The sequence below is a fragment of the Streptomyces sp. NPDC054849 genome (genome assembly GCF_053610945.1).
Genome location: NZ_JBSGZI010000014.1, coordinates 32467 through 45210, shown reverse-complemented (window position 1 = coordinate 45210; position 12744 = coordinate 32467). Strand labels below are relative to the sequence as shown.

Below are 12744 nucleotides of genomic sequence, written 5' to 3'. Positions count from 1 at the left end.
CAGGTGCCGGAGCCTCCCGGCTGCGGTACGGGTACTGCATGACGCAGAAGAAGGACAAGGCGGGCGACGCGGCCGGCGAGCGGCCCAGACAGCGGAGCACCACCTTCGCCGCGCTCGCCGGAGCACTGATCGGCGCCCTGGCCGGTCTCACGGGAAGCACGCTCGCCTACTTCGAAGCCAAGGACACGCATCGCGAGGAGGCCCACGCACGGCGGGCGGACATCCGGCGGGCCGCCTACGTCGAACTTGCTGCGAGCACGAACAAGTACGTGCAGCAGTCCACCCAACTGCTGAGCGTGAGCCTCGACCCCGCCAAGAGCGCGGAGCAGCGGCAACGGCAGTTCGAGGACAGGTACGCACCGGCCAACACCGACCTCGCGCGGGCTCTCACGACGGTGCGCCTCGTGACGACGCCGGAGGGCAGGCGCGACCTGGAGGAGATCGACGCCCGCTCCGCTCAGGTGGGGGCGATGGCGACCGGGTACGTCAAGGGTCCCGAAGGCGTCGACCTGAAGAAGACCGGCGCCGCATTCGATACGGCGGTACGGCGGCAACTGGCGGCGCTGCAGACTTTCATGGACAGGGCCGCCGACGAATCGCTGTGACGGACGGGGCCGGCCGGTCGGCGTCGCCCCGAGTGGCCTAAGGCGGGTCTTTCGGATCGTGCCCGGTGTCCTGCTGGAATGCCGGGGATCCACGAGGCCGGCCGGTCCTGCGCCCTCAGCCCTCCAGCAGGCGGCCCATCCACTCCTCGATCCCGGCGACCGTGCGCGGCAGCGCGCCCGACATCAAACGGGCGCCGTCCGCGGTGATGACCAGGTCGTCCTCGATGCGGACGCCGATGCCCCGCAGCTCCGCCGGGAGGGTCTCGTCGTCGGGCTGGAGGTACAGGCCCGGTTCCACCGTCAGGACCTGGCCCTCCTCCAGGACGCCGTCCAGGTACGTCTGCGCCCGAGCCTTCGCGCAGTCGTGCACGTCCAGCCCGAGCATGTGCCCGCTGCTGCACAGCGTGTAGCGACGGTGCAGGTCGCCCTCCGCGTTCTTCAGGACGCCCCACTGAGCCAGGCCCTCCGCGATCACGCGCATCCCGGCCCGGTGGAAGTCCCCGAAGCTCGCCCCCGGGCGCAGCGCCGCGATGCCCGCCTCCTGGGCGGCGAGCACCAGCTCGTAGACCTGCCGCTGGACGGGGGAGAAGCGGCCCGACAGCGGGAGGGTGCGGGTGATGTCCGCCGTGTAGAGGGTGTCCGTCTCCACGCCCGCGTCCAGCAGGAGCAGCTCGTCCCCGTTCAGCCGGCCGTCGTTGCGGATCCAGTGCAGGGTGCACGCGTGGGCCCCCGACGCCGCGATCGTCTCGTAGCCGGTGCCGTTGCCCTCGGCGCGGGCGCGCAGGCCGAAAACGCCCTCGATCCACCGCTCGCCGCGCGGGTGCGCCAGGGCGCGCGGCAGGGCCCGTACGACGTCCTCGAAGCCTGCCGTCGTGTGGTCGACGGCCAGCTGGAGCTGCTCGACCTCCCAGACGTCCTTCACCAGGCGCAACTCCGACAGCACCGACGCGAGTTCGGAGTCGGAGGCGGCATTGCGGCCCGCCGGTGACCCGAGCCCGTCCGGCCCGAGCCTGTCCGGGCCGAGCCCGTCCAGATGCGCGCAGCGGATGCCGGTGAGGCGCTCCGCCTCCGCCAGGTCCGGCCGACGGCCCACCCAGAACTCCCCGTACCGCCGGTCGCGGTAGAACTCCCCGTCGCCCTGCGCCCGTGGTGAGCGCGGCCGCAGGTAGAGCACCGCCTCGTGGGCGTGCGGGCCCGACGGCTCCATGACCAGGACGTGGCCGGCCTGGTCCTCGCCCGTCAGGCCGGTCAGCCAGGCGTACGCACTGTGCGGGCGGAAGCGGTGGTCGCAGTCGTTGGAGCGGACCTTCAGCTCGCCTGCCGGGACGATCAGCCGCTCGCCCGGGAAGCGGGCCGAGAGCCGCGCCCGCCGGGCCGGGGTCACCGCGTGGGCGGGCACGCGTGCGGTGTCGGGGAGTGGGGACGCGGCCCAGTCGCCCGCCATGAAGCGGGACAACTCCGGTGACACCGGGCGGTCGTGACTGCCCGTGTTGAGGCGGGCGGGGGCATCTGTCACGAGGGCTCCTTCAAGAAAGATGCGAACTGATGGGCGCACAGGTCTTGTCAGTGCAATTTCACATTACTATGTTACAGCTCACACCGCGGCACGTTAACCCCCGTCAAATGCCGCGTGACGCAGGGCAGTTCACGCACCACCCCCCACCTCACCCTCCACACCAGGAGTCATCGGTGCTCAAGCACAGAGCTGTGCGCTCTTCCCTTCTTGCCTCCGCCGTGGCCGTCACCCTCCTCGCCACCGCGGGACAGGCCACCACCCAGGCCGCCGAATCCGCGGCGCCGGCCGCCTTCACCGGGGCCCCGGCCGCCGCCCCTGCCACCGCCGCCCACGGCCCGACGGGGAACCCGTTCGACGAGGTCGAGCGCTTCGCCGACGCCAAGGACAACACCCCGGCGCCCGCCCCGGCCCCCGGCGGACAGGCCCTCGCCGGCCAGGTCCCCGGCGCGGCGACGGCCGAGGCGGCACCCGACCAGGACCTCGAGAAACGCGGCACGGCGGCCAAGGCGGCCCCCACCGCGAAGAGCGTCGCCGCAGGCGTCCCCTGCACCCTCGACGGGATCACGAACCTCGGCCCGGAGCAGTTCGCCGACTTCCTCGCCGACCAGGCCGTCCTCGCCGACGGCTGCCTGCGCGGCCTGATCTGGACCTGGGACGCCCGCCTGACCCCGGTCATGTCGGACGCGCACGTCCAGGCCGTCTCCCGCCGGATATCCAGCCTGGCCGCCGCCCACGACGGCCGTAACTCCTCCCATCTGGAGGAGATGTTCACGTACCTCCACGCGGTCGCCTACCACGACTTCTCACGCGACGAGATCGACGTCACCGACGCCCCGACCGTCGCCGTGATGCGCAAGGCCATCGACGACTTCGGCAACGCCGCGCGGACCTTCGACGTCACCCCCTCCAACGCCCGCACCCTGCGCGAGGCCCTCTACGCCGCCGGCCCCGGCCTGCGCCAGCACCAGCTCGGCCTCATCAAGAAGGTCCTGGCCACCATGGACCCGGCCCACCCGGCCACCCACCACGACGCCGGCTGGGCGGGCGCCGCGCTCGCCGCCCTCTCCACCAGCTACCTCGGCGTCTACCCGGGCAACCAGGACACCGCCTTCCACTCCGCCGTCGTCGCCGATCCCTCCTATCGCGCGGCCTTCAAGTCCTTCGCCACGTACACGCACCTCAAGGACACGGCCAACGCGTGGGTGGTGCGCGACGCGCTCAGCGAGTACGCCCGATTCGGCCAGGTGGAGGGCCTGCGGGACCCGGTCGTCGCCGACCTCGGGGCGATGCTCGGACCCGTCAAGGCCGCCTTCGGCGACGGCAGCGAGCCGTGGGCCAAGGTCGTCTCCTGGCTCAACGTCTACGAGGCGTGCAAGCCGTACGGGGTGTGCAAGGAGGACATCGAGAAGCAGATCTTCCCCTACACCTACACCTACGACAACGGCGCCATCAAGGTCCGCACCGGCCTGGACCGGGCCACCGTCGACCAGCTCTACTACGCGAGCAAGCAGGTCAAGGCCCAGTACCACCGGGTGCTCGGCACCGACCAGCCCCTCGCGGGCGACCCCAACTCCACGCTGAACATCGTGCTCTACGGGTCCCGCGCCGACTACGTGAACTACCACCCGATCCTGACCGGGTACGACACCAACAACGGCGGCATCTACATCGAGAACGGCGCCACCTTCTACACCTACCAGCGCCGCGTGCCGCAGGACTCCTCCCTCACCCTCGAGGAGCTCTTCCGCCACGAGTACACGCACTACCTCAACGGCCGTTTCGCGGTTCCCGGTTTCTTCGGTCAGGGCCCCTGGTACGAGGGCGACCGCACCACCGCCATGGACGAGGGAACGGCCGAGTTCTTCGACGGCGCCACCCGCGACAACGGCATCGCCGTCCGCAAGTCCCTCGTCAAGAGCATCATCAACGACACGGCCGGCGGCGGCCCGCGCATGAGCGTCGAGCAGTTGCTGAACGCCACCTACGACGGCGACGGCTTCCGCTTCTACAGCTACGCCGGCACGTTCTTCGAGTTCCTGTGGACCGAGAAGCCCTCGCTGCTGCGCGAGATGTACACGCACCTGCGGGCGAACGACGTGCAGGCGTACGACGCCTGGCGCCACCGTCTGGGAGCGGACACCTACCTCCAGCGCGACTACGACCGCTTCCTGGACGCGCAGATCGCCAAGGTCGACCAGCTCTTCGTGCCGAACACCACCTTCACCCCGAACGACCGGCTGCGCGACTCCGCCCTCGCGTCGGTGAAGTCGACCTTTGCGACGGCCACCTACAACACCCCGGACTGCGTGGAGAACGGCGAGCCCGGCAAGCGCCGCTTCACCTGTACCGGCCGGATCACCGCGAACCTGAAGAACTGGCGCAGCGACGACCAGAACTTCAAGGACATGTCGGAGACGGTCGACTACTTCATCCTCGACCGGGCGGGCGTGGCCTCCAACAACCTCGCCGACATGAACTGCTCCTTCGGTCCGCTGGAGATCTGGAGCAACAACAAGGCGGCGACGTCGGGTTACAGCTGCGAGGGTCCGCTCCGCGGCTGACGGACACCGGACCGGTCCTGCGCCTGAGGAGGGCGCAGGACCGGTCTGGGCAGGCGCTAAAGAATGTGACATATTACTGTCGTGCTCAAGAGACACTCCCTGGACGCCGTGATCATCGGCGCCGGCGTCGTCGGGGCGGCCTGCGCGTACTACGCGACCCGCGCCGGACTCTCCGTGGCCGTCGTCGACCGGGGCCCCGTGGCGGGCGGCACGACCGGCGCCGGCGAGGGCAACCTGCTCGTCTCCGACAAGGAGGCCGGCCCCGAACTCGACCTCGCTCTGCTGTCCACCCGGCTCTGGACCGAACTCGCCGCGGTCCTCCCGCGCGAGATCGAGTACGAGCCCAAGGGCGGGCTCGTCGTCGCCCCCGACGACGCCACCGTGAAGGCCCTGCGGGCCTTCGCGGAGGGCCAGCGCGCGGCCGGGGTCGACGCGGTCGAGGTGGCGGCGGACGCCCTGCACGACCTGGAGCCCCATCTGGCCCCCGGCCTCGCGGGCGGTTTCCACTACCCACAGGACGCCCAGGTCCAGCCGGCCCAGGCGGCGGCCCGGCTGCTCGCCGCCTCGGGCGCTGAGGTGTACCTCGGGGAGGAGGTGACCGGCGTGCTCCTGGACCGGGGTGCCGTACGAGGGGTCAGCACCCCGCGCCGCGAGCTCCTGGCCCCGGCCGTGGTGAACGCGGCCGGCACCTGGGGCGGCCGCGTCGCCTCGCTGGCCGGGGTCACCCTGCCGGTCCTCCCGCGCCGCGGCTTCGTCCTGGTGACCGAGCCGCTGCCGAGGGTGGTCCGGCACAAGGTCTACGCCGCCGACTACATCGCCGACGTCGCCAGCGGATCCGCCGCGCTGCAGTCCTCTGCGGTGGTCGAGGGCACCCCGTCGGGCCCGGTCCTGATCGGGGCCACCCGGGAGCGGGTCGGCTTCGACCGCAGTCTCTCGACGGAGGCCCTGCGCCGCCTCGCCGCGCAGGCCGCAGCGCTCTTCCCCGTCCTGGCCGGCGTACGGGTCATGCGCACCTACCACGGCTTTCGCCCCTACCTCCCCGACCACCTTCCGGCGATCGGCCCGGACCTGCGGCGCCCCGGACTGCTGCACGCCTGCGGCCACGAGGGCGCGGGCATCGGCCTGGCCCCGGCCACCGGACTGCTGATCGCCGCCGCCCTGACGGGGGCCGAACCTCCGCTCCCCGTACACCCATACCGCCCGGACCGCTTCGGTACGGGCCCGGCCCCCGCCGACACCCCCGAGGAGCACCACTGATGCGCAGCCCCCGCTCGCTGGTCGGAGGCACCCCGGCGGCCGCGTACGAGATCACCTTCGACGGGCGGGACCTGCCCGCCCTGCCCGGCCAGAGCGTCGCCGCCGTGCTCTGGGCCGCCGGCATCCTCGCCTGGCGCACCACCCGCGAGGGCGGCGCGCCGCGTGGCGCCTTCTGCGGGATCGGCAGCTGTTACGACTGCCTCGTCACCGTCAACGGCAGCCCGAACCAACGCGCCTGCCTGGTCCCGGCCCGGCCGGGGGACACCGTCACCACCCAGGAGGGAACCGGCCATGCCGACCTCGCCGTCTGAGCCCACCGGTCGCGCGGGCCGCGCGGATCCCGCAGGTCTCCCGGGTCCCGCGGCCGCACCTGCGCCGAGCCCTGAGGCCGTGGCCGGCCCTGAGGCGCCCGGGCCCGTGGTCGTGGCCGGGCCTGCCCGTGCCGACCTCGCGATCGTCGGTGCCGGCCCGGCCGGCCTCGCGGCCGCCGTCACCGCCGCCGGTCTCGGCCTGCACGTCATCGTCCTCGACGCCGGCGACCGTCCCGGTGGCCAGTTCTACCGGCACCCCGCGCCGGACTTGGGTGTGGCCCGCCCAGAGGCCCTCCACCACGGCTGGGCCGCGTTCGCGACCCGCGAAGCCGCCCTGCGCGCCCACGAGTCGGCCGGCCGTGTCACCCACCTCCCGCGCCACCACGTGTGGACGGTGGTCCCCGGCAGGGAGGCGGGGTCGGGCTCCGCGCCTGCCGCGCCCCCCACGGAGTGGATCCTGCACGCCGTCGCCGGCCACGCCCCCGAGGAGCAGGCCGTACGCGTCACGGCCCGGGCCGTGCTGCTCGCCACCGGCTCCTACGAGCGGCAACTGCCCTTCCCCGGCTGGACCCTGCCCGGCGTGGTCGGGGCCGGCGGGGCGCAGGCCATGCTCAAGGGCGGGCTGGTCCTGCCGGGCAAGCGGGTGGTCGTCGCCGGGAGCGGGCCGCTGCTCCTCGCCGTGGCCGGGTCCCTCGCCGCCGCCGGAGCCACCGTGCCCGCCGTGGTGGAGGCCGCCGCGTACACCGCGTACGCGGGCCGGCTCCCCGTCCTGCTGCGCAACCCCGGCAAGCTCGTCGAGGCCGCCGTCCACGGAGGGGCGCTGGCCAGGCATCACGTCCGGCTCCTCACCCGGCACGCCGTCACCGAGGCCCACGGCACCGACCGCGTCGAAGCCGTCACCGTGACCCGGCTCGACCGGGACTGGCGCCCGCTGCCCGGCACCGCCCGCCGCATCCCCTGCGACGCCCTCGCCGTAGGCCACGGCCTCGTGCCCCAGCTCGAACTCGCCACCGGCCTGGGCTGCGCCACCCGGCCCAGCCCCGACGGCACCGTCGCCCTCGTCCTCGACGCCGAGCAGCGGACCTCCGTCCCCGGCGTCTGGTCGGCGGGCGAGACCGGTGGCATCGGAGGCGCCCGACTGGCCTTGATCGAGGGCGAACTGGCCGCGCATTCCATCGCGGGTGCGTTGCGCGGGGCCGCGCGGCCGGTGCCCGGAGCCCTCGCCGGATCCGGTGAGGAGGACCCGCGCGGCAGGCGCGTCCTCCGGCTGGCCCGCGGCCGTGCCCGGCTGCGGGCCTTCGCCGGCGCGATGGCCGCCGCGCACCGCCCCGGCGAGGGCTGGACCGGCTGGCTCCGGGACGACGCACTCGTGTGCCGCTGCGAGGAGGTCCCGGCCGGCCGGATCCGCGAGGCCGCCCGGGACCTCGGCGCGCGGGACGCCCGCAGCGTCAAACTCCTGACCCGGGCCGGCATGGGCTGGTGCCAGGGGCGGATGTGCGGCCCCGCCGTCGCCGCCCTCGCGGGGGAGGAGCCGGCTGCCGACCGCCGGCCGTTGTCCTGCCCTGTACCGCTGCGCCACCTCGCCGAACTTCCGCCCGCCGACTGCTGATCGGGGCGCCCCGGCCTCTTGTGGGCGCCCTGCACCCACTAGTAAAATGTCACACACCACACTAGGGAGCTCTCTCATGACCCACGCGCACACCCCCGCGCCCCGCACCCGTCCCTGGCACGGCATCATGGTCGCCACCGCGCTCCCCCTGCGCGAGGACCTCAGCGTCGACTACGACGCCTACGCCGAGCACGTGGCCTGGCTGATCGCCAACGGCTGCGACGGCGTGGTCCCCAACGGCTCCCTCGGGGAGTACCAGACCCTCACCGACGAGGAGCGGGCGCGCGTCGTCCGTACCGCCGTCGAGGCCGCCGGCGACGGCGACCGCGTCATGCCCGGCGTCGCCGCCTACGGCAGCGCCGAGGCCCGCCGCTGGGCCGAGCAGGCCGCCGAGGCCGGCGCCGGCTCCGTGCTCCTCCTGCCCCCCAACGCCTTCCGGGCCGACGAGGACGCCGTACGCGCCCACTACACCGAGGTCGCCGGCGCCGGGCTGCCGGTCGTCGCGTACAACAACCCCATCGACACCAAGGTGGACCTGACCCCGGCGCTGCTCGCACGTCTGCACGCCGACAACTCCATCGTCGCCGTGAAGGAGTTCAGCGGGGACGTGCGCCGCGCCTACGAGATCGCCGAGCTCGCCCCCGGTCTCGATCTGCTCATCGGCGCCGACGACGTCCTGCTCGAACTCGCCCTGGCGGGCGCCGTCGGATGGATCGCCGGCTACCCCAACGCCCTGCCGCAGTCCTGCGCCACCCTCTACCGGGCCGCCGTCGCGGGCGACCTCGCCACCGCCCTGCCTCTCTACAAGTCCCTGCACTCCCTGCTGCGCTGGGACTCCAAGACCGAGTTCGTCCAGGCCATCAAGCTCTCCATGGACCTGGCGGGACGCCCCGGCGGCGCCACCCGGCCTCCGCGCTTCCCGCTCACCGGCGAAACCGAGGCCGCCGTACGCGCCGCCACCGAGAAGGCCCTCGCCGAAGGCCTCAACTAACCAGCTGGAGGGGACGCCTGATGCGTACGCGCCACGTCTACCACGCGGTGGACTCGCACACCGAGGGCATGCCGACCCGGGTCGTCACCGGGGGAGTCGGGGTCATCCCCGGTGCCACCATGGCCGAGAAGCGGCTCCACTTCATCGAGCACACGGACCACGTCCGCACCCTGCTCATGTACGAGCCGCGCGGGCACTCCGCGATGAGCGGCGCCATCCTGCAGCCCCCCACCCGCCCCGACGCCGACTTCGGCGTCCTCTACATCGAAGTGTCGGGTCTGCTCCCCATGTGCGGGCACGGCACCATCGGCGTGGCCACCGTCCTCGTCGAGACCGGCATGGTGCCCGTCGTCGAGCCGGTCACCACGGTCCGGCTCGACACCCCGGCCGGGCTGGTGAGCGCCGACGTCCGGGTCGAGGACGGAGCGGCGACCGCCGTCACCCTCACCAACGTCCCCTCCTTCAGCGTCGGCCTCGACCTCAAGGCCGAGGTCCCCGGCTTCGGCACGGTCACCTACGACCTCGCCTACGGCGGCAACTTCTACGCCTTCGTCGAACTGGACGCCCTCGGCCTGCCCTTCGACCGCGCCCGCAAGGAGGAGCTGCTCGCCGCCGGACTCGCGGTCATGGACGCGATCAACTCCTCCGGCGACCGGCCCGTCCACCCGGAGAACCCCTCCATCGCCGGGGTCAAGCACGTCTACCTCGCCGCTCCCGGCTCCGACGCCCACCGTTCCCGGCACGCCATGGCCATCCACCCCGGCTGGTTCGACCGCTCGCCCTGCGGTACGGGGACCAGCGCACGCATGGCCCAGCTACACGCCCGCGGCCTGCTGGGGCTGGACTCGGACTTCGTCAACGAGTCCTTCATCGGGACCGAGTTCACCGGCCGGCTGGTCGGCGAGACCACCGTCGGCGGGCTCCCGGCGGTGATCCCCACCATCACCGGCCGGGCCTGGATCACCGGCACCGCCCAGTACTTCCTCGACCCCACCGACCCCTTCCCGGGAGGTTTCCTCCTGTGATCACCGTCCGCACGGTGGACTACCACACCGCCGGAGAGCCCTTCCGTATCGTCGACTGCGCCGCCGGCGCCGGCGCCGGGACCGGCCTGCCGCCCGTCCCGGGCGACACCGTCGCCGAGCGCTGCGCCACCGCCATCGGCCCCGGGGGATCGGGCACCGCTCCGCGCCGGGGTGCGCTGGACGACGTACGTCGCCTGCTCGTGCAGGAGCCGCGCGGACACGCCGGCATGTACGGGGGCTTCGTGGTCCCGGCCGACGACGACGGGGCCCACTTCGGCGTGCTGTTCTGGCACAAGGACGGCTACTCCACCGCCTGCGGCCACGGCACCATGGCCCTCGGCGTCTGGGCCGTGGAAACCGGCCGGGTCGCCGCCCCGGACGACGGAGACGCGCAGGTGCGCATCGACGTGCCCTCCGGGCGGGTCACCGCCATCGTCCACCGGGAGGGGGGCCGGACGACCGGGGTCACCTTCCGCAACGTCCCGGCCCGGCTGGGCGCCCGCAAGGTCCCCGTCGCCACCTCGCTCGGGCTCGCCGAGGTGGACATCGCGCACGCCGGCGCCTGTTACGCCTCGGTCCGTTCCCGCGACCTGGGCCTGGACGTCTCCCGGGCCGCACTGCCCGCCCTGGTGCGGGCCGGGCAGGAGATCCGGACCGCGCTGGCCACCCATCCCGCCACCTGGCACCCCGACGGTCCGCTGCTGTCCGGCGTCTACGGGGTGATCCTGTACGAGGAGCTGCCCGACACCCCCTTCGGGCCGCATCAGCGCAACGTCACCGTCTTCGCCGACGGGCAGATCGACCGCTCGCCCTGCGGCTCCGGCACCTCGGCGCGGCTCGCGCTGCTCGCGCAGGACGGGCGGCTCGGCCCGGGCGAGGACCTGCTGCACGAGTCGGTCACGGGCACGGTGTTCACCGGCCGGATGCTGGACGGCGGTGTCACCGAGGTCGGAGGCACGGCCTACCGCACGGGTCAACACGCCTTCACGGTGGACCCGTACGACGTACTCGGGACCGGGTTCCTCCTGTGACATCGATGCCTCCTGTGCCTCCTGTGCCTCCTGTAGCTCCCACACCTTTCCTGTCTCCTGTGCCTTCCGTGCCTTCCGTGCCGGGGATGCCGCAGCTGAGCGCCGAGGTGATGGCCGCACTGATCACCCCGGCCGGGGCGGCCGACGCCCTGGCCGCCGCTCTGCTCGGCGGCCTCGACCCGGAGAGCTGCCCGCCGCGTTCCGCTGTCGCCGTGCCCGGCGGAGGCGAACTGCTGCTGATGCCGGCCGCGTCCGGCGCGTACGCCGGGGTGAAGATCGCCGGGGTCGCGCCCGGGAACGCGGCCCGCGGGCTGCCCCGGATCACCGGCTCGTACCTGCTGCTGGACGGGCCCACCCTGCGGCCGCTGGCGCTGCTGGACGGCGCGGCCCTGACCACCCTGCGCACGCCTGCGGTCTCCGCGCTCGCGCTGCGCCACCTGGCCCCGGCCGGGCGCCCGCTGCGGCTGGTGCTCTTCGGGTCCGGACCACAGGCCCTCGGGCATCTCGAAGCGACCCTCGCCATAAGGGAGTTGGCCGAGGTGGTGGTGGTCGCCCGCGACCCCGGGGGTGCGCAGCGGCTCGCCGCGTACGCCCGCTCCCTGGGCCCCGGTGCCCGGACCGGCACCCCCGAGGAGGTGGCAGGCGCCGATCTGGTCATCTGCTGCACCACCGCCCGGGAACCGCTCTTCGACGGGCGGCTGGTGGGGCCGGGCACGACCGTCGTCGCCGTCGGCTCGCACGAGCCGACGGCGCGGGAGACGGACACGGCCCTCGTGCGACGAGCGGCCGTATACGTCGAGTCGCGTGCGGCGGCCCTGCGCGAGGCGGGGGACCTGCTGGTGCCGGAGGCGGAGGGGGCCATCGGGCCCGGTCACATCACCGGCACCCTCGCCGACCTGGTGGGCGCTCGGATGCCGGCGGGCGGGCCGCAGAGTTGTCCACAGCTCTTCAAGAGTGTGGGCATGGCCTGGGAAGATCTCGCTGTGGCGGTCGCGTTGTACGAGGCCGCCGGAGTGTGAGCAGCGCAACGTGACATTGTACGCTGGTCCTCTGCTCGTCGGTGGTGTCGGGGGTCTCGGAGGAAATGCAATGGGTGACCTGAAGCAGCACAGTCTCATCAAGGCCCAGGAACGACTCCGCGACCAGGTCGGCCACGCTCTGCGAGCCGCGCTGATAGCGGGTGAGCTGCGCCCCGGGAGCGTCTACTCCGCGCCGGGCCTCGCCGCGGAACTCGGCGTCTCGGCCACACCCGTGCGCGAGGCCATGCTCGATCTCGCCCGGGAAGGGCTGGTCGAGCCGGTCCGCAACAAGGGCTTCCGGATCACCGAGGTCAGCGAGCGCGACCTGGACCAGTTCACCGAACTGCGGACGATGATCGAGGTGCCGACCATCGGCCGGATCACCAAGATCGCGACGGTCGAGCAGCTGGAGGCGCTGCGGCCCATCGCGGAGGAGATCGTCACCAGCGCCCGCGAGCACAACCTCATCGGCTACCTGGAGGCGGACCGCCGCTTCCACCTCACGCTGCTCGGGCTCGCGGGCAACGACCGGCTCGTCGAGACGGTCGGCGACCTGCGCAAGCGCTCCCGGCTGTACGGCCTGACCGGCCTGGACGAGGCGGGCAAGCTCGTCTCCTCGGCTCAGGAGCACATCGAGCTCCTCGACCTGATGATCAGCGGCGACGCCGCGGCGGCCGAGGCCTGCATGGTCCGTCACCTCGGCCACGTCCGCTCCCTCTGGGCCCAGGGCCGCGACGAGCCGGTGGGCCGCCCGCAGACGGGCCTCGGCTCGGGCGTCTAGTACGTCCCTCCAGAAGCCGGGTCGGTCCTCCCGGAGTC

At 73.2% G+C, this 12744-nt stretch carries 11 protein-coding genes; 10 read left to right on the top strand and 1 reads right to left on the bottom strand.

All coding sequences use genetic code 11. The features are described 5' to 3' along the window. The first annotated feature begins 38 nt into the window (after positions 1-38). Positions 39-605: a hypothetical protein gene (locus ACWGIF_RS09195; protein ID WP_453493347.1), complete on the top strand. Its 567-nt coding sequence runs from the start codon at positions 39-41 to the stop codon at positions 603-605. Positions 606-720: 115 nt separating this feature from the next. On the opposite strand, the gene ACWGIF_RS09190 is transcribed toward ACWGIF_RS09195, so the two are convergent. Continuing rightward, entirely contained in the window at positions 721-2121 is a 1401-nt protein-coding gene (locus ACWGIF_RS09190) for an aminopeptidase P family protein (protein ID WP_453493345.1), read from the bottom strand. Positions 2122-2294: 173 nt separating this feature from the next. Here ACWGIF_RS09190 and ACWGIF_RS09185 point away from each other — a divergent pair, with 173 nt between their 5' ends. The 9 genes from ACWGIF_RS09185 (at position 2295) to ACWGIF_RS09145 (ending at position 12706) form a co-directional block, all read left to right on the top strand. Beyond that, complete coding sequence (locus ACWGIF_RS09185; RefSeq protein WP_453493343.1) at positions 2295-4682, top strand: collagenase; 2388 nt, start codon at positions 2295-2297, stop codon at positions 4680-4682. An 81-nt stretch (positions 4683-4763) separates the two neighbouring features. Further along, positions 4764-5939 carry an NAD(P)/FAD-dependent oxidoreductase gene (locus tag ACWGIF_RS09180; protein WP_453493341.1) on the top strand — a complete coding sequence of 392 codons (1176 nt, stop codon included), beginning with the start codon at positions 4764-4766 and terminating at the stop codon, positions 5937-5939. Beyond that, entirely contained in the window at positions 5939-6250 is a 312-nt protein-coding gene (locus ACWGIF_RS09175; RefSeq protein WP_453493339.1) for a (2Fe-2S)-binding protein, read from the top strand. The genes ACWGIF_RS09180 and ACWGIF_RS09175 overlap by 1 nt, the downstream gene beginning before the upstream one ends. Next, the gene (locus tag ACWGIF_RS09170; protein ID WP_453493337.1) at positions 6231-7859 is read left to right on the top strand and encodes an FAD/NAD(P)-dependent oxidoreductase; all 1629 of its coding nucleotides are present in this window, start codon (positions 6231-6233) and stop codon (positions 7857-7859) included. The genes ACWGIF_RS09175 and ACWGIF_RS09170 overlap by 20 nt, the downstream gene beginning before the upstream one ends. Positions 7860-7935: 76 nt before the next feature. Further along, positions 7936-8850 carry a dihydrodipicolinate synthase family protein gene (locus ACWGIF_RS09165; RefSeq protein ID WP_453493334.1) on the top strand — a complete coding sequence of 305 codons (915 nt, stop codon included), beginning with the start codon at positions 7936-7938 and terminating at the stop codon, positions 8848-8850. A gap of 20 nt (positions 8851-8870) precedes the next feature. Continuing rightward, positions 8871-9875 (top strand): proline racemase family protein, encoded by a 1005-nt coding sequence (locus tag ACWGIF_RS09160; protein WP_453493331.1) that lies wholly within the window; start codon positions 8871-8873, stop codon positions 9873-9875. After that, positions 9872-10906 carry a proline racemase family protein gene (locus ACWGIF_RS09155; protein WP_453493328.1) on the top strand — a complete coding sequence of 345 codons (1035 nt, stop codon included), beginning with the start codon at positions 9872-9874 and terminating at the stop codon, positions 10904-10906. The genes ACWGIF_RS09160 and ACWGIF_RS09155 overlap by 4 nt, the downstream gene beginning before the upstream one ends. An 86-nt stretch (positions 10907-10992) precedes the next feature. Beyond that, complete coding sequence (locus ACWGIF_RS09150; protein ID WP_453493325.1) at positions 10993-11925, top strand: ornithine cyclodeaminase family protein; 933 nt, start codon at positions 10993-10995, stop codon at positions 11923-11925. 70 nt (positions 11926-11995) lie between these two features. Next, on the top strand, positions 11996-12706 hold the full coding sequence (locus ACWGIF_RS09145; protein ID WP_453493322.1) for a GntR family transcriptional regulator: 711 nt from the start codon (positions 11996-11998) through the stop codon (positions 12704-12706). The last annotated feature ends 38 nt before the right edge of the window (positions 12707-12744 follow it).

Coding starts and splice junctions, on each gene's coding strand:
- ACWGIF_RS09195 (WP_453493347.1), top strand. CDS start 39: ATGACGCAGAAGAAGGACAAGGCGGGCGACGCGGCCGGCGAGCGGCCC.
- ACWGIF_RS09175 (WP_453493339.1), top strand. CDS start 5,939: ATGCGCAGCCCCCGCTCGCTGGTCGGAGGCACCCCGGCGGCCGCGTAC.
- ACWGIF_RS09170 (WP_453493337.1), top strand. CDS start 6,231: ATGCCGACCTCGCCGTCTGAGCCCACCGGTCGCGCGGGCCGCGCGGAT.
- ACWGIF_RS09165 (WP_453493334.1), top strand. CDS start 7,936: ATGACCCACGCGCACACCCCCGCGCCCCGCACCCGTCCCTGGCACGGC.
- ACWGIF_RS09160 (WP_453493331.1), top strand. CDS start 8,871: ATGCGTACGCGCCACGTCTACCACGCGGTGGACTCGCACACCGAGGGC.
- ACWGIF_RS09150 (WP_453493325.1), top strand. CDS start 10,993: ATGCCGCAGCTGAGCGCCGAGGTGATGGCCGCACTGATCACCCCGGCC.
- ACWGIF_RS09145 (WP_453493322.1), top strand. CDS start 11,996: ATGGGTGACCTGAAGCAGCACAGTCTCATCAAGGCCCAGGAACGACTC.